This window comes from Afipia massiliensis, assembly GCF_014203115.1.
GTDB lineage: Bacteria > Pseudomonadota > Alphaproteobacteria > Rhizobiales > Xanthobacteraceae > Afipia > Afipia massiliensis.
In genome coordinates, this window is record NZ_JACHIJ010000002.1 from 298,141 (window position 1) to 316,297 (window position 18,157).

At 61.7% G+C, this 18,157-nt stretch carries 19 protein-coding genes; 10 read left to right on the forward strand and 9 right to left on the reverse strand.

Annotation, left to right across the window (positions count from 1 at the left end; translation table 11 throughout):
- Positions 1-229: 229 nt before the first annotated feature.
- From HNQ36_RS06190 to HNQ36_RS06210, 5 genes are all read right to left on the reverse strand, one after another.
- Complete coding sequence (locus HNQ36_RS06190; protein ID WP_184083113.1) at positions 230-1,714, reverse strand: outer membrane protein; 1,485 nt, start codon at positions 1,712-1,714, stop codon at positions 230-232.
- A gap of 213 nt (positions 1,715-1,927) precedes the next feature.
- Positions 1,928-2,326, reverse strand: a complete 399-nt coding sequence (locus HNQ36_RS06195) for a hotdog fold thioesterase (RefSeq protein WP_184083114.1) — start codon at positions 2,324-2,326, stop codon at positions 1,928-1,930.
- A gap of 96 nt (positions 2,327-2,422) precedes the next feature.
- Entirely contained in the window at positions 2,423-3,562 is a 1,140-nt protein-coding gene (locus tag HNQ36_RS06200) for an alpha/beta hydrolase family protein (protein ID WP_184083116.1), read from the reverse strand.
- 82 nt (positions 3,563-3,644) lie between these two features.
- Positions 3,645-4,937: an ArgE/DapE family deacylase gene (locus HNQ36_RS06205; protein ID WP_184083118.1), complete on the reverse strand. Its 1,293-nt coding sequence runs from the start codon at positions 4,935-4,937 to the stop codon at positions 3,645-3,647.
- Between the two features lie 216 nt (positions 4,938-5,153).
- Complete coding sequence (locus HNQ36_RS06210) at positions 5,154-5,762, reverse strand: NAD(P)-dependent oxidoreductase (protein ID WP_210311941.1); 609 nt, start codon at positions 5,760-5,762, stop codon at positions 5,154-5,156.
- A gap of 206 nt (positions 5,763-5,968) precedes the next feature.
- Here HNQ36_RS06210 and HNQ36_RS06215 point away from each other — a divergent pair, with 206 nt between their 5' ends.
- The 4 genes from HNQ36_RS06215 (at position 5,969) to HNQ36_RS06230 (ending at position 7,526) form a co-directional block, all read left to right on the forward strand.
- Positions 5,969-6,298, forward strand: a complete 330-nt coding sequence (locus HNQ36_RS06215) for a winged helix-turn-helix transcriptional regulator (RefSeq protein ID WP_246395328.1) — start codon at positions 5,969-5,971, stop codon at positions 6,296-6,298.
- Between the two features lie 474 nt (positions 6,299-6,772).
- Complete coding sequence (locus tag HNQ36_RS06220) at positions 6,773-7,102, forward strand: DMT family transporter (protein WP_184083122.1); 330 nt, start codon at positions 6,773-6,775, stop codon at positions 7,100-7,102.
- A gap of 18 nt (positions 7,103-7,120) precedes the next feature.
- On the forward strand, positions 7,121-7,270 hold the full coding sequence (locus HNQ36_RS06225) for a hypothetical protein (RefSeq protein WP_184083125.1): 150 nt from the start codon (positions 7,121-7,123) through the stop codon (positions 7,268-7,270).
- Positions 7,271-7,277: 7 nt separating this feature from the next.
- On the forward strand, positions 7,278-7,526 hold the full coding sequence (locus tag HNQ36_RS06230) for a DUF6719 family protein (RefSeq protein ID WP_184083127.1): 249 nt from the start codon (positions 7,278-7,280) through the stop codon (positions 7,524-7,526).
- Here the strand turns inward: HNQ36_RS06230 and HNQ36_RS06235 are convergent.
- Entirely contained in the window at positions 7,523-8,269 is a 747-nt protein-coding gene (locus HNQ36_RS06235; protein ID WP_046826491.1) for an SDR family oxidoreductase, read from the reverse strand. The genes HNQ36_RS06230 and HNQ36_RS06235 overlap by 4 nt on opposite strands.
- A 254-nt stretch (positions 8,270-8,523) precedes the next feature.
- Between HNQ36_RS06235 and HNQ36_RS06240 the strand changes: the two genes are divergently transcribed.
- Positions 8,524-8,817, forward strand: coding sequence for a hypothetical protein (locus HNQ36_RS06240; RefSeq protein ID WP_184083129.1), 294 nt, complete (start codon positions 8,524-8,526; stop codon positions 8,815-8,817).
- A 33-nt stretch (positions 8,818-8,850) separates the two neighbouring features.
- On the opposite strand, the gene HNQ36_RS06245 is transcribed toward HNQ36_RS06240, so the two are convergent.
- Positions 8,851-9,384: a CreA family protein gene (locus HNQ36_RS06245; RefSeq protein WP_184083131.1), complete on the reverse strand. Its 534-nt coding sequence runs from the start codon at positions 9,382-9,384 to the stop codon at positions 8,851-8,853.
- A gap of 431 nt (positions 9,385-9,815) precedes the next feature.
- Between HNQ36_RS06245 and HNQ36_RS06250 the strand changes: the two genes are divergently transcribed.
- The 5 genes from HNQ36_RS06250 to HNQ36_RS06270 all read left to right on the forward strand — a co-directional run bounded on the left by HNQ36_RS06250 (position 9,816) and on the right by HNQ36_RS06270 (position 15,327).
- Positions 9,816-11,210 carry a L,D-transpeptidase gene (locus tag HNQ36_RS06250; protein ID WP_246395295.1) on the forward strand — a complete coding sequence of 465 codons (1,395 nt, stop codon included), beginning with the start codon at positions 9,816-9,818 and terminating at the stop codon, positions 11,208-11,210.
- A gap of 92 nt (positions 11,211-11,302) precedes the next feature.
- On the forward strand, positions 11,303-12,955 hold the full coding sequence (locus tag HNQ36_RS06255; protein ID WP_184083135.1) for a hypothetical protein: 1,653 nt from the start codon (positions 11,303-11,305) through the stop codon (positions 12,953-12,955).
- Positions 12,956-13,031: 76 nt separating this feature from the next.
- On the forward strand, positions 13,032-13,604 hold the full coding sequence (locus tag HNQ36_RS06260) for a glutathione peroxidase (RefSeq protein ID WP_184083137.1): 573 nt from the start codon (positions 13,032-13,034) through the stop codon (positions 13,602-13,604).
- A 150-nt stretch (positions 13,605-13,754) separates the two neighbouring features.
- Positions 13,755-14,732: a polysaccharide deacetylase family protein gene (locus HNQ36_RS06265; RefSeq protein ID WP_184083139.1), complete on the forward strand. Its 978-nt coding sequence runs from the start codon at positions 13,755-13,757 to the stop codon at positions 14,730-14,732.
- A gap of 49 nt (positions 14,733-14,781) precedes the next feature.
- Complete coding sequence (locus HNQ36_RS06270; protein ID WP_184084082.1) at positions 14,782-15,327, forward strand: dihydrofolate reductase family protein; 546 nt, start codon at positions 14,782-14,784, stop codon at positions 15,325-15,327.
- Here HNQ36_RS06270 and HNQ36_RS06275 read toward each other — a convergent pair.
- Positions 15,324-15,779 (reverse strand): DoxX family protein, encoded by a 456-nt coding sequence (locus tag HNQ36_RS06275; protein WP_184083141.1) that lies wholly within the window; start codon positions 15,777-15,779, stop codon positions 15,324-15,326. The genes HNQ36_RS06270 and HNQ36_RS06275 overlap by 4 nt on opposite strands.
- Before the next feature lie 49 nt (positions 15,780-15,828).
- Entirely contained in the window at positions 15,829-18,138 is a 2,310-nt protein-coding gene (locus HNQ36_RS06280; protein WP_184083143.1) for an NADP-dependent malic enzyme, read from the reverse strand.
- Positions 18,139-18,157 lie beyond the last annotated feature (19 nt).

Below are 18,157 nucleotides of genomic sequence, written 5' to 3' on the forward strand. Positions count from 1 at the left end.
TCCGAATCTGCCGCGATTGCGCAACGCCGCAGAACTCACAGTCACTTGTTCAGGCGGCGGAACTGCCTGTTTTGGCGGCGAATTACGCAATATTTCGCCGCCCGGGGTTAATTTATCACAGGATCAACTGGGCCTAGGTGACCACCGCCCGCAGGCCGACTGCGGCCGGCCTACAAAAGCGCAATAAAAAAGCCCGGCCTAAGCCGGGCTTTTGGATGCGAGGAGATATTCAGTACTTCGCGGCAACCGGCCCGTCCCAATTGAACTTGTAACTCAACTCGGTCCGGACGGTCTGGACCGTCGGCTTGAACGACATCGCAACAACGGGCGCGCCATCAAGTGTAGCGACGGTGTTGACGCTGTCATACCCCGCGTACCGATACTCCGAGCGCAGGAACCAGCCATTGCCGGGAAGAAGGTCAAGTTTGGTTTCGACGCCGCTTCCGAGGAACCAGCCCTTGTGGGTATGGCCGGGCACATTGTCGCCCGGCACTGCAGGCAGACCAGTTAAGAGACTGGCAGCCAGAGAGCTGTCAAATTTCGCTTCCGTGTAACCGCCATTGATATACGTCAGCGTCTTCGGCGTGATCAGCCAGCCGGCGCGCGCGCCAACAGCCCAGGACGAACTCAACTTTGTCGCAGCGCCGATCGGGTCTGTCGGGTTTCTATAGAAGAGCGTGTCGGCGGTACCGTGAATGTTGGCGAAATCATAGTTGGCAAGGACACCGGCAACGATGCGGTTGCTGAACTGATAATCGACACCGCCACTGATGATGCCGAACGCACCCTTTGCACCCATGTTGGCGTGGGTCGGGAACGCAGGAAAGCCAAAGTTGGACTGCGCGACATTCGCGAGGCCGTACCCGCCGCCACCGCTGATGTAGATGCCGGTCCACGACATCGGTGCAGAGGCGGAACTGCGAACAGGCGCCGCATAGGTTTTCGGCGCGCCGAACGGATTGAATTTATACGTCAACTCCGTCCGTACAGTCTGCACGTCGGGACGCATCGTGACGCGCGCATTGAACGGAATGACACCCAGAGCTAACTGCTGGGCGGTGGCTCCATCGTAGCGCGCATAACGGTATTCGGTCCGCGCGAACCAGCCGTCTCCGGGCAGGAAATCCAGCTTCGTTTCGATACCGGTGCCGAGGAACCAGCCATCCAGGGTCCGCGAACCCAAGGCGACCGGGACTCCAATACCAAACGCCGGAAGTCCGTTGAGCTGAGTGATGTTGATCGCGTCAAATCTGGCCTGAGTGTAACCACCGCTGACATAGGTCAGCGTTTTTTCATCGAATAGCCAACCGAGGCGCGCGCCGACAGCCCATGTCGAACTGAGCTTTTCCTCACCGCCCAATGGAGAGAGAATTCCAACAGCGTTTGCCAGCGAATACGTGCCCTTGATGTCCGAAAAATCATAGTTTCCGAACACACCCGCGACGATACGGTCGGTGAATTGATAGTCGTAACCGGCGCTGACCGTTCCGAACCAACCCTTCGCGGCGTTGTTCACTCCGTTGTTCGCAAGGAAACCGGCTGTAGTTGCTGCGCTGGTCTCTTCATTGACCATGCCATAGCCGAAGCCGCCACCCACATAGAACCCGGTCCAACTGTACGTGGGAGCCGCCGCCGGAGCCTTGGTGTAAACACGGCTGGGCAAATCGGCCGCATGGGCGAATGACACCGTTGCCAGCACAGCAGCGGTCGACAAAAGAATTTTTTGCAAGGAGCCCCCAAAAGTCAAAGTATCAAAAAGCCTAAAATACCGGGGGAGCTTACGTGGCAACGCAACCCCAATGATGTAGCGGTAGGGCAACACCTTCCAGAAACGCGCGAGTATCTTCCACTCCGACGCCTCCCGCTTCGACGTCTGGAGGCGCCCGATTCCACGCGTCATCATCCGGGTGCAGCGGGCCTAAGCCATTTACAGGATCATCTGGGTCTGGGTCACGACGGCCACAAGCCGCCCCTCCCCGGTCTCGATCCGGGTTTGCCAGACGTGGGTGCGCCGCCCGAGATGGATGGCGGTTGCAGTCGCCGTGACGGTCATCCCGGCCTTGGCCGCCCCGGTGAAATTGGTCTTGCTCTCGATGGTGGTGGTGCCCTTGGCGTCGGGCGGCAGGTTGATGATGGTTGCGGCCGCGCCGACGGAATCGGCAAAGGCCATCACCGCGCCGCCGTGGATCGAATGACCCAGCGTGCAGAGATCCTCGCGGACCACCATGGTCGCGACCACCTTGTCCTTCTCGGCGTGCGTGAAAGCCACGCCCATCAGGGTTGCGAACGGCATCGGCCGCGACTGGATCATATCAAGCAGGGTCACGCTGCCGCTCCTCATATTCAGGAAAAGGATGAATATCTTCTTCAGGCAATAGATTAGTTAAAGCGATGGATGAAGCGCCGGGCGCTCCGCCACTCGCTAGTTGGAGCGCTCGACCAATTCCTGCCCGACCGCATAGAGCCGGCAATCCTTCCAGGCCCGCGCGCATCGCGTTATCGCCTCTTCCTTAGCTTCGTCGCGCGATCGCGCCATAACGCTGGAGCCGCAATGCCCTTCGGGGTTGACGGCAAACGCCTTGACGTCGGTACGCGCGGAATAATACCGATTGAAGAAGGCTGCGCACGCAGCATTTATGGGCGTCGGCGGTGGAAGGTCAGCCAAGGGAGGTAACTCCACCACCACCGACGTTGGCAAATGCAACGCGGTCAGGAATGTCTGAACGGGTTGCCACCAAATTTCGATCGGCTCGGCATCCAGCACCATGTGACCGTCCGTGCCGAACGGCGGTAGCATCTGTAATTGCGCCGGAGCGCCCGAGGTGGTGTAGGCATCGAACATTTGGCGGGCCAATGTCGCATTGAAGTAACGATCGTTCTCGGAATACAGCCACAATGCAGGGACACGCGCTGTCTTGCCGAACACGCCGAAGCCCTCGACCAGCCGGCCGGCGCTGCAAATTCGGCCTGGTGCGAAAGAGCCGCGGCCACCGGCGACACTCAGAACGCCGATGACGCCCGCAGGATTGGCCGCAGCAGCCGCGGTCGCAGCCAAACCGCCTGACGACCAGCCCAACAGCAACACATGATCGGGGTCCACCCAAGGCTCACGCCGAAGCGCCGCTACCGCACCGGCAACATCTTCGCCTGCCGTACGTGCCACCTCCAGATAGTCCCGATTGTCGCATGTTCCTGACATATGTTCGGCATACGGCCCCTCGGAACGTCCGAAACCGCGGCGCATGATCGAGACCGCCGCGTAACCTCGTTGCGCGAAGGCAACCGACGGGCCGTTAAGCCGGGCTGGCGATTGGCGGGCAATCGTCGCCAAAAAAGTCGGACCATCACCGCGAGGCGTCCCATGAATCAGGACGACCAGCGGGAAGCGCCCGGGTCTGTCGGGGCGGATCACGAGACCTTCGAGAGTTACCTTGCGTCCATCGGGCAGATCGATCGCAATGGCCATTGGAGCGCGGATCAAACCAGGCAGCACTGTTTCCTTGGCGGCCGCGCCTGTCATGAGCAAGACGAGCAAGCCGAAAACGTAAACACAGCGTCGCATTTACTTTCTCCCCGTCATGAGCAATTCGACAGACCCCGAGATGCTCGCTGGCTTGCGCAAGTGATCCTGCGTCCTATGCAGCCTATGCAGCCTCCACACCGCACCACCCCGCCACGAACAGCGCGATCGCCCGCGTGGTCTTGCGCAGCGACTCGATTTCGACCCGCTCGTTGAAGCCATGCATCGCCTCCGCGGTCGCCCCGTAGCACAAGCTCGGGATGCCCGCATTGAGGCCATAGAACCGCGTATCGGTCAGTGCAGTGAACGCCAGCTCCTTCATCGGCCCGCCGCAGACGGTCTCGTGGACCGAGCGCAGCACCGCCTCGGGTTCGCCGGCGTCCGTCAGCTCATAACCTTCGGAGAGGAAGCCGGACCACTCCACCGCGGGCGGGTTCTTCGCCAGGAACGGATGTTTTTTCGCGGCCGCTTCGACGCACGCAACGATCTCGGCCTGATGATCGGCAATCGACCAGCCGGGCAGCACGGCGATCCGGCAATCCAGGTCACACCATGCCGGCACTGACGAGGCCCAGTCGCCGCCCTTGATGATCCCCGGATTGAAGTTGATCGGGTGTTTCACGACCTTGAAGTGTCTGTCGCTTGCCGCGCGCCTGTTCCATTCCTCTTCCAGCACTTCAAGTGCTTGAACGAGGTGATACGCCGCCTTGATCGCGTTGGCGCCCGCCCCCGCCTCGAACACATGCACCGGCTTGCCGCGCACCTTGAGGCGAAACCAGATCACGCCGACCTGCGAACGGACCAGCTTGCCGTTGGTCGGCTCCGGGATGAAACAGCAGTCAGCACGATAGCCGCGCTGCACTGTCGAGAGAGCGCCGACTCCGGTGCTCTCTTCTTCGATGACGGATTGAAAATGAATCCGCGCCGTCGGCCTCAGCCCCGCCGCGCGCAGCGCATCCAGCGCATAAAGCGCGGCGATGGTGCCGGACTTCATGTCCCCCGCACCGCGCCCATACAGCCAGCCATCCTTCACGGTCGGCGTGAACGGCGGCGTGTCCCACATGTCGAGCGGACCGGCCGGCACCACATCGCAGTGGCCTTGCAGGATCAGCGAGCGGCCCGCCTCGCGCGCCGGACGATAGGTCCCGACCACCGTGCGAGCCTTGGAGAAATCATGCTCGATCGGACCATAGCCGCGCAGGTCCTTCAGATCTTTCGTGTCGATATGCCAGTCATCGACCTCGTAGCCGCGCGCGCGCAGCAGGTCGCCCATCATGTCCTGACACGGGCCTTCCGCGCCGCGCGTCGAGGGAATGGATGAAAACTGTTTCGTGGTCTCGATCTGCCGGTCGAAGGCATCGTCGATCGCATCGATAATACGGCGCTGGGTGTCGCTCGTCGTTGTTTTGGCGTCCATCGCGTTTCGTCCCTTCATGCGTCTGCGCGCAGATTATTGGCACGAGTGTAGCCAACTTTACGGGACTGTTGGAAGGGAGGCGATGACTTGGGAGGTAAGTTGTTCCAGCCCCGTCATTGTGAGGAGCAAAGCGACGAAGCAATCCAGCCTCTGTCTTTCTCCGGACTGGATTGCTTGGCTTCGCTCGCAATGACGATGGGGGGCCGTCGTGACGGGTTAATACCCCACCGTAAACCGCTGCCTTGAGTGCGCTGGCTTCTCGACTTCATCGACGAGCGCGATGGCATAATCCTCGAACGAGATGCTGCTGCCCTTCTCGTTGGTCAGAAGCTGATCCTTGCCGAGACGGAATGTGCCGGTGCGCGGTCCCTCGACAAACAGCGCCGATGGCGAAAGAAACGTCCAGTCCAGTTCCGTCTCCTGACGCAACAGACCCAGGAACTCGCCGCCCTTGGTGGCCTCATCCTTGTAGATCGCCGGAAACTCCGGCGTCGACACCAACGTGACACCGGGCGCGACTTCAAGACTGCCGGCACCGCCGACCACCAGATAGCGCTTCGCGCCCGACGCCTTCACGGCATCGATCAGTTTGCGCGGATCGCTTTGCAGAAAATGCACGGCGCTGATGACCACGTCGTGCCCTTTGAGAAGACCAGTGAGATCATCCTTGTTGAATACGTCGCCCTTCTTCGGCGTGACGTTGACCTGCGCCTGAACCTTCTCCGGATTGCGGACGATGGCGGTGACCTCGTGGCCGCGGCGAGCGAGTTCCTGAAGGATGGGCGAACCGGCGCGGCCGGTGGCTCCGATCAATGCGACTTTCATTATGACGTCCTTTGCGATACGTGGTATCCTATCGATACCAACTAACGAATGGACATCAGATGCCCGCTGCCGGCGCCGCTGTGAAGAAGGCACTTTCCAGAGACATGGTCTCCCGCGAGAGACCGCTCGCCAAATCCGCGCGCGCGGCCAAGGCTTCGCGGGGCAACTGGCCGGCAAATCCCTACGCGCAGGATTGCCCAACGCGGCTGGTGCTCGATCGCATCGCCGACAAATGGACCGTGCTGCTGCTGATCCTGCTCTCGCACCGATCGTGGCGCTTCAACGAGCTACGCCGCGAGATCGGCGGGCTTACGCAGAAGATGGCATCGCAGACTCTGAAAGGTCTTGAGCGCGACGGGCTCGTGACGCGCAAGGTGACGCCCACGGTTCCTGTAACGGTAGAGTATTCGATCACGCCGCTTGGGCGCACGCTGAGCGAAACCGTCGATGCGTTGCGGATCTGGGCGGAGCGGCACATGAGCGATGTCGCGAAAGCGCAGATACAATATGACCGAACCAAGGCACCAACTGTGTAGATTAGGTCACACACGCCGATTTTGTGCGGATGTTCTTCGTGCGTTCGCAAGAGTTGATGAGGCATTTACGGCTTGCGCGATAGGATCGTACATCATCGGCGACAATCGATGACGTCTCGCCGGCGATTGAGAATGAGCTCCCAGAATAAAGGAGAGCAATCATGCCAGCCTATGCACAGCATCACAAACAGCATCGCATCTTTCATGCGCCCACAACCGTGTGTCCAAGCTGCCTGAGCCTTCCCATGCAGATCACGGAGGTTCAGCCCCACTGGGACCTGGCGAGGGTGGACTTCGTCTATGAATGCCCGGCGTGCTGTACCGAAATACGGGAAACAGTGGCGAAGCACTAAACTTGCGCGTGCCGGTTCCCTTCGCCCATATCTTGCGGACATGCGCCGGCCGACCACGTCGGCGCATGCCGCAACTCAACCGCTGCCTATGAGAATCACGGTCGCCCGACTACGATGAGGCATGACCTTCGTCTACCTCATCATCGCAATCATTCTTGAAGTGATCGGCACCGCTGCGCTACAGGCGTCGGAGCAGTTCACCAAGCCGAAACCGCTGATCCTGACGGCGCTCGGCTACGCAGCCTCGTTCTATTTCCTGTCGCTGGTCCTGCGGACCATGCCAGTCGGGATCGCCTATGCGATCTGGTCCGGTCTCGGCATCGTGCTGATCACCATCGTCGGTCTCGTCTGGTTCGGCCAGAAACTCGACATGCCCGCCGTCATCGGCCTCGCGCTGATCATCGCAGGTGTCGGCACCATCAACCTGTTTTCATCAACGGTTTCGCATTGACGCATTGGAGAGCTACGCATGGACAACCGCAACATCCTCTACGCCGTCGTCGGTGCACTTGTGATCGCGGTCGGCGTGCTGGGCTACAAGGTCTATCAGGACAACAAGAAGCCGCAGGGCCTGCAGATCAACGTCGGCCCCGACGGGCTGAAGATCCAGAACAAGTGAGCTACGAATGAACGCAGTATCGTCGCCACGAACGCTCTTGCTCGCAGCAGTCCTGTCGCTTGCGGCGACTGCCTCCGCCCGCGCCGACATTGTCGGCCGTGAAGCCGACATCACCAACCTGCGGCTCGGCCAGAAGATCTATGTCGATGACGGATCCTGCCCCTCGGGGCAGATCAAGGAAGTGTCAGGCCTTCGCCTCACCGCAGCCGGCGTCGAAGCTTCCCGCAAATGCGTCGACCGCAAGGGCAAGCGCTAGATCGTTCGGCCGCCATCCACCGGCAGCACCACGCCGGTAATGAAGTCCGCATCGTCCGACGCCAGATAGACACACGCCTTGGCGATATCATCCGGCTGGGACATACGGCCGAGCGGAATCGTCGCGATGAACTTCGCGCGGTTTTCCGGCGTGTCCGGCACACCCATGAATGTTTCGAGCAGCGCAGTCTCGCCCATCACCGGCGCAACGCAGTTGACCCGTATCTTGTCGGGCGCAAGTTCGGCCGCCATCGCGCCGGAGAGCAGGTTCACCGCACCCTTCGAGCCGTTGTACCAGGTGAGCCCCGGACGCGGACGGATGCCGCCGGTCGAGCCGATGTTGATGATGCAGCCGCCACCCTGCTTGCGCATCAGCGGCACGGTGGCGTTCGTCATGTGATAGATCGATTTGACGTTGACCGCGAACACGCGATCGAACTCGTCTTCGGTCACGTCCATAATCGGCTTGTTGCGAAACGACCAGCCCGCGTTGTTGACCACGATGTCGAGCCGTCCGAATTTCTCGACCGCTGTCGCAACGGCCCTGTCGATGTCGTCACGCTTCGAGACGTCGCCGGCCACGGCGACGGCGCCGCCGGTGTTCGCGGCGACGCGCGCCGCGCCCTCGCCGTTCAGATCGAGGATCACGACCTTGGCGCCCTCGTCCACGAAAAGCCGTGCAATGGCCGCGCCAAATCCCGATGCGCCGCCTGTGACCAGCGCAACCTTGTTCTTGAGACGCATGATATCCGCCCTTTTGATTTTCATTTTGTTGTCCGGCAAGGGTCGATCAAACCACCCCCAAACGCAAGAGCGCCGCGCGTCACTTCTGATTCGAAATCGCGCAAGGCAATTCGATGATTTATCTCCCGGCTTTTCGTCGTACGAATTCGCACTTTCAGCGTGACCGCCGGCTTCATCGTCCTACAGTTGCAAAGCGCGGCGAATGAGTCCGGCGCCGTCGTGATGAACGTGACTCCGGACCGGGAGGCGAAATCATGTCGGGCATGCTTGTTACCCTGCTGATTCAGATCATCGGCGGCGCCATCGGCGGAAATGTCGTCGGCGGCGCGGCCAAGAACATCGATCTTGGCACCATGGGGAATACCATCGCCGGTGCTATCGGCGGCGGTGTGGGCGGGCAGATTCTCGGAATGCTGATTCCGATGCTGGCCAATACGGCTGCGACACCGGACATCGGCGCGATCATCGGTCAGGCCGCGGGCGGCGGCGTTGCCGGTGCGGTACTTACCGCAATCGTCGGTATGATCAAGAACAGGTCGGCGGCGTAAAGTTCGCAACGGCACCGTTCGTCATTCAGCGCTCTATCCAGAAATGAAATCGCTGCATTTCTGGATGGTGTCGTTGCCGCCCCAGGGCATGATCGGAATAGAGGACGTCGAGTTCTTCGGCGAGCCCTCGATCAGCCTGTCGGAGTAGACCATGTAGACCAGCACGTTCCGCTTGGCGTCGCAGCCGCGCACGATCTGCATCTTCTTGAAGAACAGCGAGCGGCGCTGCCGGAACATGTCCTCGCCTTGAGCCGCCTTGGCCTTGAAGCGGATCGGTCCGATCTGACGGCAAGCCAGCGAGATGTCCGAGACCTCCTCGGCAAGCCCGAGCCAGCCCTTGTAACCACCCTTCTCCGGCACCGTGAAATGACACGCCACGCCTTCGACCGCCGGATCATCGACGCCGTAGGTCGCGAGTTTGTCGTCCGGGCTGAGTAGCTTGAACACGGTGGAGCGGCGGAAGATCAGGTCCGGCTCGTCAGCCGCCACCACAGGCGTTGCGGCCAGCCAGACAATAGCGGTGGCCAACAGCGCGGCGGCTGTCATTCGGGTCGAACGGAAAGGCATCAGCGGGCTCCACGGGAGGGTCTTCGAAACATGGCTCGGGACGACTGCCCCGCGCCGGGAACCCCTCATGTGGGGTGGCGTCGGCGGCGTTGGAAGGCACGGGATTGTGACCGCCACCAAGTGGCCGTTAAGCGCTTTTGAAGGCTCCCCGGCTAGCATTTGAGCACCGTGAATCACGCAGAATGCGGTACCGAGACCCGGGACGGCGATGAACATTCAGCCGATTGGCGACACTAATACTGGAATCAATTGAGGAATTTCGCGTGTACGGCAATCGGCTACCTTCTCCGAACGAACAGCAGAAAACGATCGGCACAACCTCCCCTTTTGGCAGTGACATCAGTTCCCGTCCGGCCCGATCCGGGGGCCTACGAACCGCATGGCTCGCGGCAACGCTGACCGCCGGATTTGCACTGCCTGCCGACGCCCAGATGTTCTGGCCGACGGACCCCGGCAGCGATTATTACGTCGAGCCGCCGCTAATGGAACCGCGCCGCCCGCGCGTCGCGCGCACCCGACAGAAGCTGCCCGATGCGCCCAAGGACACCGCCAAACCGGTCGGGCCGATCGTCATCGCGATCTCGATCGAAAACCAAAAGGTGAAAATCTACGACCAGAACGGCTTGTTCGCGGAGTCGCCGGTGTCCACCGGCATGCAAGGCCATTCGACGCCGACGGGCGTGTTCAGCATCATCCAGAAGAACAAATACCACCGCTCGAATATCTACAGCGGCGCGCCGATGCCCTACATGCAGCGCCTCACCTGGTCCGGCATCGCGCTGCACGCCGGCGCACTGCCCGGTTACCCGGCGTCGCACGGCTGCATCCGCATGCCGATGAATTTCGCGATGCGGATGTGGGGCTGGACCCGCATGGGCGCGCGCGTGATCGTCACCCCCGGCGAAATCTTGCCGATCGATGTCTCTCATCCGCTGCTGATCACGCGCAAGCCGGACACAAGGCCGGTCGCAGCCGCGCCCGCGCTGGACAAGCAGGCCTCGACGCTGAAGTCCGACCGCTCGTCGATCCTCGATGCCGCCACTCACGAAAAGCCGCAACTGAGGCTGACATCGATTTCCGAAGGCGCGCCCATTCGCACAGCCGACGCCAGCGGAGAATTTCCGCAAAAGAGCGATGCGGACACCGTCGTCGCGCAAGATTCCGGTCGGGAAACTCCCAAGGTCGCATCGTCGGTCACCCCGAACGACGACGCGAAGAAAGATGACGCGAACAAGACTGACGCGCCCGACAATAAACCTGTCGATGACAAACTCGCCGACCAGAAAGGCGAAGCCCCGAAGATCGACAAGGACCAGACCCGCGCCACTGATCCTCTAGCATCACCCAGCGTCCCGCTCGAAGGAACGGCGGAATTTATCGGTCCGGTGAAACCCCGTACCGGTCATGTTGCGGCCTTTGTCAGCGCTAAGGAGAACAAAATCTACGTGCGGCAGAATTTCGAACCGTGGTTTGAAGCACCGGTCACCATCGCCGCATCGGATCGCCCGCTCGGCACGCACGTCTTCACGGTCCGCACGGACAAGGCCGATCCCGATGCGCTGCGCTGGTCGGTTGTCTCGCTCCCCGTGCCCGTGCGCGCGGCCGAAGAAACTCCCCGGCGCAGGCGCGGCGAGCCTGCCGCCGCCATCACAACGACGGCTCCACCGTCGTCGCCAACGGAGGCACTCGATCGCCTGACCATCCCTGAAGACGCCATGAAGCGGATCGCATCTGCGCTTGCGCCGGGCGGCTCGATCACCGTGTCGGATCGCGGCCTTGGCGACGAGACTGGCCGGGGAACGGACTTCATCGTCCCGCTGCGGTAATGCGCGGGAATGACCGGGATCTTCTTTCGGCGTCAAACTGCCATGGAACCCGGTTGGCTTTCGGTGCGGCCTTGCGATAGAACCCGCAAATCATGACAGCCTTCCCCGACACCCAGACCTCAGCAACACCCTCCTCCAAGGACCCGCGGCGTGACGCGCTTGCCAGGCTGACACCGTTCGGCTGGACCGGCGGCATGGCTGTCATTTTCATTGGCCTCGCGCTGTCGTTTTTCCTGGCCGGCTATTTTGTTATCTACTGGCGCAATGCCGACATGGATTTCATGATCGTCTACAACGCGCTCGTGCTGAACGAGGGCAAGCCGCAGGCGTTCTTCGATCACCCATCCTACTTCACCATCCTGTCGGTGAAGTCGTGGTTCCAGCTGATGCATTCGCTGGGTCTGCTCGATGCATGGAAGCTGTCGTCCATTCCCTCGGCGCTGAACGTCCCTGCCTTCGATGCCGCGATGACGAGCGCGGTTCGCGCCGGCCGCGTGGTGGCGTGGCTCACCGCAACGATCTTCGTCCTCGGCTTCGCCGCGCTCGCCCGCTGCATCTTCCGCGACTGGCGGATCGCGCTGCTGGCCACATTCGCGTTCGCATTCTCCGGCGGCATCGCGGTTCATATGCGTATTCTCCGCAGCGAACTGATCGCCGCGTGTTTGTTCACGCTCGCACTGATGCTGCTGATCGCCGTGAGCCGCCGCGCCAGCACCTGGCGTCCACTCGCGCTCGCGGGCGCGGCCGCGCTGTGCGTGCTCGGATTGCAGAACAAGGTTCAGATCATTCTGCTGATCGCGGGACTCCCATTGATGATGCTGCCGTTCGGTACGCCGGAGAGCATCAGCACAGCGTTCTGGAACAACTCGGCTCGGGCATGGATCGCGACGCTCGGTGCAGCCGTTGTCGCGGCTTTGATGCTCAGCCTTGCGTGGCCGCTGATTGCCGCGGGGCTCGAGCCGGAATCGATGGACATTGCCCAGCTTAACGCGCTGATCGGCGGCAAATTCGGGGTGTATCAGGTTGCCCTGCTCTGCTGGATCGGCCTCGCCATGATCGTCTACGCAGCGATTTGGCGGATCAGCCTCACCGAAACGCTGACGTCGATGTTCGCGGTTATCGCCGGCGCGTCACTCGGACTGCTCACGCTCTATCTGCAGTATGATCCGCAGAACGCGGTCGCGGTGATCAATCCCATCGAGAAAATGCTGGTATTTGCGGACGCGCCGGCGACCACGGCGACCGAAGGCGGCAAGATTCTAGCGGCCATCAGCCTGCTGTTCGACGGCGTCATTTCCGTACTCAAGCGGTATACGTTCGTCCTGTTCACGTCACCGCGCCCGACCGTGTTCCTGACATGGCTGGTCATTCCCGGCATCGTTTATGCGTGGCTCAAAGGCGAACGACAGGTCGCAATCCAGGCGATGCTGCTGCTACTGTCAGCCATCGGCATCGATGCGCTTGGCGTGCGGCGCAACCTCAAGGCCGAATACTTTATTCTGACCGATCCGCTCATCATTCTGGCCGGCGGACTCCTGCTGGAAAAGCTGAACGACCTGCGGTGGAGCAAATGGGCCTATCCGATCGGCGCGGCGCTGATCGTCGCCCATGTGGCTATCAGCCAGGCCGAGCCAGTGAAGCATGTCATGAAGCGCAGCGGCCCCGAATACATCTGCGAGTGGAACGAGTACTACGAACCGGAATTGCCGATGCCATGGTGCGACAAGCCGCCAAAGCGTCCGTGAGAACTGTCACGGCTTCTTGAAACTTGGGACGGCGGCAATCCGTTATCTTGAGCGACAGTCTCTCAGGGAGCGCATCATGATCGACCGCCGAAGTGTGATAACGGCCATTGCGGCTGGCGCAGCACTCCCGCTCGCGACGCGATCCGTCTTCGCGCAGGCTGCGATGAGCCGCATGACCGCCTACGGCTTTTCATTCCAGAGCCTGAAGGGCGGCGACATCCGCCTCGCCGACTTCGCGGGCAAGCCGCTGCTGGTGGTCAACACCGCCTCGCTCTGCGGCTTCACTCCGCAATATGCGGGACTGCAGGAGATCTGGACGAAGTTTCGCGACCGCGGCCTGACTGTCATCGGCGTCCCCTCCAACGACTTCGGTGCGCAGGAGCCCGGCGGCGCAAGCGACATCACGCACACCGCCGAGCAGACCTACCACGTCAGCTTCCCGATCACGGCCAAGACCTCCGTGAAAGGACCGAACGCCCATCCGTTCTACAAATGGGCAGCGACCGAGCGCCCGGCCGATCTGCCAGGCTGGAATTTTCACAAGTATCTCGTCGGCCGTGACGGCCATATCGCCGATGCGTTTTCCTCCCGCGTCGAGCCGACCGACACGCGCGTCGTGACCGCGATTGCCCGCGCCCTGACAGCCTGACGGAACTCTCAAGTCTCCAGAATTAACCCTGCCAACGCGCCGGTTGAAAATCGATTGGCGCGATAAACGATGTGGGTCTAGGCTCATGTCCGGGACTACGGCAGCGTCCGCCGGGCCGGACGCGAGGATTTTGCGTTCGGGGGTATTTCCATGCGCATCAAGGCAACCGTTTTCGCCGCCAGTGTCATCTCGGTCTGCGCCTTCACCAGCGTCTGGTCACAGGCCCTCATCCCGCAGCGCACCACCCCACCGCCGGCCAAAGCCACAGCTCCAACGCCGGCGCCGGCCGCGACAACTGCAACCGCACCCGCGCCAACGCCTGCACCAACACCGATAAAGGCCAATTGCGCTAACCCGAACGCCATCGGCGTATCGCGCGTGGTGCAGATCGACACCACCGGTGGCCCCGGCTTCGGCTTCGAACATTTCAAACAGCTCGACTTCCTGCGCGACAAGGAAGTGGTGCTAACGTTCGATGACGGTCCATGGCCGGTGAACACGCCATCGGTTCTCAAGACGCTTGCCGACGAATGCGTCAAGGCGATCTTCTTCCCGATCGGCAAGCATGCGACCTACTATCCCGAGATTCTCAAGCAGGTCGCCGCGGAAGGTCACACCATCGGCGCGCATACGTGGTCGCACGCCAACCTCGCCAACAAGAAGCTGACCGACGACCAGCGCAAGGACGAAATCGAGAAGGGGTTCAGCGCCGTGAAGTGGGCGCTGGGAGCCGCGCCCTCACCGCTGTTCCGGTTTCCCGCGCTCCAGCATCCGCCTGCGATGGTGACGTATCTCGGCGAGCGCAACATTTCGATCTGGTCGTGCGATCTCGACTCGTTCGACTTCAAGGCCAGCAAGGCCGAGAAGATCATCGAGAACGTGATGAACAAGCTCGAGAAGAACGGCAAGGGCATCGTACTGATGCACGACTTCCAGAAGCATACCGCAGAAGCGCTGCCCGAGTTGATGAAGCGGCTGAAGGCAGGCGGCTACAAGGTGGTACAGGTCAAGGCCAAGGCGCCGATGCAGACCATCGCGAAATACGACGAGGAGTTGGTCAAGGACGTGAAGCTACCGACGGTCAGCGCGCGCCCGGTCAACAGCGTCGTGCAGACCATTTCGGAATAGCAGCAAACCCGCACTTGCGGCTTTTCCGAAAATGGCTAAACCGCATCTCATGCGCATCGAAGGCTATGTGATCCTTTCCGCCGACGGCATGCTCGCGGACGCCAGTGGTATCATGCCGCCGGAACTGAAGTTCGAGGCCGATCAAAGGTTTTTCGAATCCGCCCTCGATGCGGCGGACCTGATCGTGCATGGACGAAACTCATTCGAGGATCAGCCGCGCTCGCCCGACCGCACGCGCATCGTGCTGACGCGAACCGTACCGGACCTCGCCCGCGATCCCGCTAATCCCAAGGCGACGTTGTGGAATCCCGCCGGCGCTTCGTTCGAAGACGCCTGCCGCAAGAGCGGCGTGACGACCGGAACCGCGGCGATCATCGGCGGCCCCGTTGTGTTCGAGATGTTCATGGACCGCTTCGATACGTTCTGGCTGTCGCAGGCGCACAACGTGACGATCCCCCGCGGGATGGGCGGATTTCTCGAGATACCGTCGCGTTCGCCGCAGACCATTCTGGCCGCCCACGGCCTCAAGGCTGACGAGGTCCGCGTGCTCGACGCGGAACGGCGCGTCGATGTAACGGCGTGGCGGCGGAGCTAGACGTCCGTATATCGGCCGCTGTCTTCCATCGCGACCGGACGCGGGTACCCTGCGATCACCAGCAGCCCGCCGATCACTGAGAGATTCTTCAGCGCATGGATCATGTTGTTGATTCGATCGGCGCCGGTCATATCCCAGAAATTATGGAAGTAGAACGTCGCCAGTGCGACGAACAGCACCAGCACCCAGGCGAAGAACCGCGTGCCGAAATTCAGCGCGATGAACAATCCGGCGGCGACTTCCAGGACGCCGGCCAAAATTGCCAGCATCTGCGCGGTCGCCATCCCGGTGATGCCCTCAAGCTGGGTGGTGTATTGCGTCAGCATCGCCGGAAGGACGACCTTCTCGGTGATCGCCTGCGTGGTCGATGCGATATCGAATAGCTTGGAGGCCCCGGAAAACACAAACAGGACGACGAACAGAACACGTCCGACTGTGACTATGGCTGGCATTTATCGCCCCTGCTGAAATCCCGCGAACAGGACTATACAGGAGTTACCGTCAACCGAACAGCGTCGGCTGTTGCCGTCCCGCCCGCTCCTGCGCCTCGACCGCGGCGACCGCCGTCATGTTGAGAATGCCCCGCGCTGTCACCGACGGCGTCAGGATATGGGCCGGACGCGTGGGTCCGATCAGGATTGGCCCGACAGGAAGTGCGTCGGCGAGAATCTTGATCATCTGATACGCGATATTGGCCGCGTCCAGGTTCGGCATGATCAGGATGTTGGCCGACCCTTCGAGCCGCGAATGCGGCAGCACGAGCTTGCGCGACAGCTCGGTCAGCGCGGAATCGCCGTGCATCTCGCCGTCGGCTTCGATCTCGGGGTGGTCATTCACCAGTATCTCGGTCGCGCGCCGCATCTTCTGTGCCGACGCTGAATCGTAGCTGCCAAAGTCCGAATGCGACAGGAAGGCCACCTTCGGCTTGATGCCGAACCGCTGGACGTGCACGGCGGCGAGCGCCGCCATTTCCGCCAGTTCTTCCGCGGTCGGGTTGGGACGAATCTGGGTATCGGCGATGAAGTACGCGCCCTTGCTGGTGATGACCAGCGCCAGCGCCGAATAGTCCGCAAGGCCCGGCGTGACCCCGATGATCTCGCGAATGCGCCGCAGATGGCTCATGTAGCGGCCATCGACGCCGCACAGCATGGCGTCGGCCTCGCCGCGTGCCACCGCAAGCGCCGCGATCACGGTCGCATTGGTACGCACCAGCGTCCGTGCGGCTTCCGGTGTGATGCCGTGCCGCCCGGCCAGATCGATGTAGGTTTGCACGTAGGAGCGATAACGCGGATCGTCCTCTGGATTGATCAGATCGAAATCGCTGCCGGGGTTGATCGAAAGACCGAACCGCTTGATGCGCGTTGCGACCACCGACGGACGTCCGACCAGAATGGGGCGCGCCAGCTTTTCCTCAAGCACGACTTGAACAGCACGCAACACGCGCTCGTCCTCGCCCTCGGCGTAGATCACGCGGACTGGTTGGGTCTTGGCCTTCGCGAACACCGGCTTCATGACCAGACCGGAGCGGAACGCGAAGCGGTCGAGCTGTTCGATATAGGCGTCGAAATCGGTGATCGGCCGCGTCGCGACGCCGGAGTCCATCGCCGCCTGCGCCACCGCGGGCGCGACGCGCAGGATCAGCCGCGGATCGAACGGGCTCGGGATCAACGAGCCGGGACCGAATCCCTGCGTCTCACCGCCATCGAACCGCACCACGACATCGGACGGTGGATCGCGCGCAAGCTGCGCCAGCGCATCCACTGCCGCACGCTTCATCTCCTCGTTGATCGCGGTCGCACCAACATCGAGCGCGCCCCGGAAGATAAACGGGAAGCAGAGAACGTTGTTCACCTGATTGGGAAAATCGGAACGCCCGGTGCAGATCATTGCGTCGGGGCGCACTTTGCGCGCCTCGTCCGGCATGATCTCCGGCGTCGGATTGGCGAGCGCCATCACCAGCGGCTTGTCCGCCATCTCCTTGACCATCTCGGGCTTGAGCACGCCGCCGGCCGACACACCGAGGAACACGTCCGCGCCGCCGATGACATCGGCCAGCGTGCGCTTGTCGGTCTTCTGCGCGTAGACCGCCTTCCACTTGTCCATCAGCGTATTGCGGCCTTCATAGACAAGGCCGTCGATGTCGCAGACCCAGATGTTCTTGCGCTGTGCGCCGAGCGACACGAGCAGATTCAGGCAGGCGATCGCTGCAGCACCCGCGCCGGACGCGACGATCTTGATGTCTTCGATCTTCTTGCCGGTCAGCATCAGCGCGTTGCGGATCGCTGCGCAGACGATGATCGCAGTGCCGTGCTGGTCGTCGTGGAAGACCGGGATTTTCATCCGCGCCTTGAGCTGCTCCTCGATCTCGAAGCACTCCGGGCCTTTGATGTCCTCAAGGTTGATGCCGCCGAACGTCGGCTCCAGCGCCGCCACCGTCTCCACCACGCGCGCGATGGTGTCGGCGGCGATCTCGATGTCGAACACATCGATGCCGGCGAATTTCTTGAACAGGACCGCCTTGCCTTCCATCACGGGCTTGGACGCGAGCGGACCGATATTGCCGAGGCCAAGCACGGCGGTGCCGTTGCTGACGACGGCAACAAGATTGGAGCGGGTCGTAAGTTCGGCAGCCATCGCCGGATCGGCGGCAATCGCCTCGCAGGCCGCGGCAACACCCGGCGAATAGGCCAGCGCGAGATCGCGCTGGTTGGCAAGCGGCTTGGTCGCCTGAATCTCGAGTTTACCGGGCCGTGGAAGGCGATGGTAAGCCAACGCCGCGAGGCGAAGTTCTTCAGACAAGTTAGACGCCATACTCAATTCCTCACGCGTC

What these genes read in the sequence shown, in the direction of transcription:
- HNQ36_RS06200 (WP_184083116.1), bottom strand. Translation starts at nt 3,562, where the DNA reads ATGCGACGCTGTGTTTACGTTTTCGGCTTGCTCGTCTTGCTCATGACA.
- HNQ36_RS06205 (WP_184083118.1), bottom strand. Translation starts at nt 4,937, where the DNA reads ATGGACGCCAAAACAACGACGAGCGACACCCAGCGCCGTATTATCGAT.
- HNQ36_RS06210 (WP_210311941.1), bottom strand. Translation starts at nt 5,762, where the DNA reads ATGAAAGTCGCATTGATCGGAGCCACCGGCCGCGCCGGTTCGCCCATC.
- HNQ36_RS06220 (WP_184083122.1), top strand. Translation starts at nt 6,773, where the DNA reads ATGACCTTCGTCTACCTCATCATCGCAATCATTCTTGAAGTGATCGGC.
- HNQ36_RS06225 (WP_184083125.1), top strand. Translation starts at nt 7,121, where the DNA reads ATGGACAACCGCAACATCCTCTACGCCGTCGTCGGTGCACTTGTGATC.
- HNQ36_RS06230 (WP_184083127.1), top strand. Translation starts at nt 7,278, where the DNA reads ATGAACGCAGTATCGTCGCCACGAACGCTCTTGCTCGCAGCAGTCCTG.
- HNQ36_RS06235 (WP_046826491.1), bottom strand. Translation starts at nt 8,269, where the DNA reads ATGCGTCTCAAGAACAAGGTTGCGCTGGTCACAGGCGGCGCATCGGGA.
- HNQ36_RS06240 (WP_184083129.1), top strand. Translation starts at nt 8,524, where the DNA reads ATGTCGGGCATGCTTGTTACCCTGCTGATTCAGATCATCGGCGGCGCC.
- HNQ36_RS06245 (WP_184083131.1), bottom strand. Translation starts at nt 9,384, where the DNA reads ATGCCTTTCCGTTCGACCCGAATGACAGCCGCCGCGCTGTTGGCCACC.
- HNQ36_RS06250 (WP_246395295.1), top strand. Translation starts at nt 9,816, where the DNA reads ATGTTCTGGCCGACGGACCCCGGCAGCGATTATTACGTCGAGCCGCCG.
- HNQ36_RS06255 (WP_184083135.1), top strand. Translation starts at nt 11,303, where the DNA reads ATGACAGCCTTCCCCGACACCCAGACCTCAGCAACACCCTCCTCCAAG.
- HNQ36_RS06260 (WP_184083137.1), top strand. Translation starts at nt 13,032, where the DNA reads ATGATCGACCGCCGAAGTGTGATAACGGCCATTGCGGCTGGCGCAGCA.
- HNQ36_RS06265 (WP_184083139.1), top strand. Translation starts at nt 13,755, where the DNA reads ATGCGCATCAAGGCAACCGTTTTCGCCGCCAGTGTCATCTCGGTCTGC.
- HNQ36_RS06270 (WP_184084082.1), top strand. Translation starts at nt 14,782, where the DNA reads ATGCGCATCGAAGGCTATGTGATCCTTTCCGCCGACGGCATGCTCGCG.
- HNQ36_RS06275 (WP_184083141.1), bottom strand. Translation starts at nt 15,779, where the DNA reads ATGCCAGCCATAGTCACAGTCGGACGTGTTCTGTTCGTCGTCCTGTTT.
- HNQ36_RS06280 (WP_184083143.1), bottom strand. Translation starts at nt 18,138, where the DNA reads ATGGCGTCTAACTTGTCTGAAGAACTTCGCCTCGCGGCGTTGGCTTAC.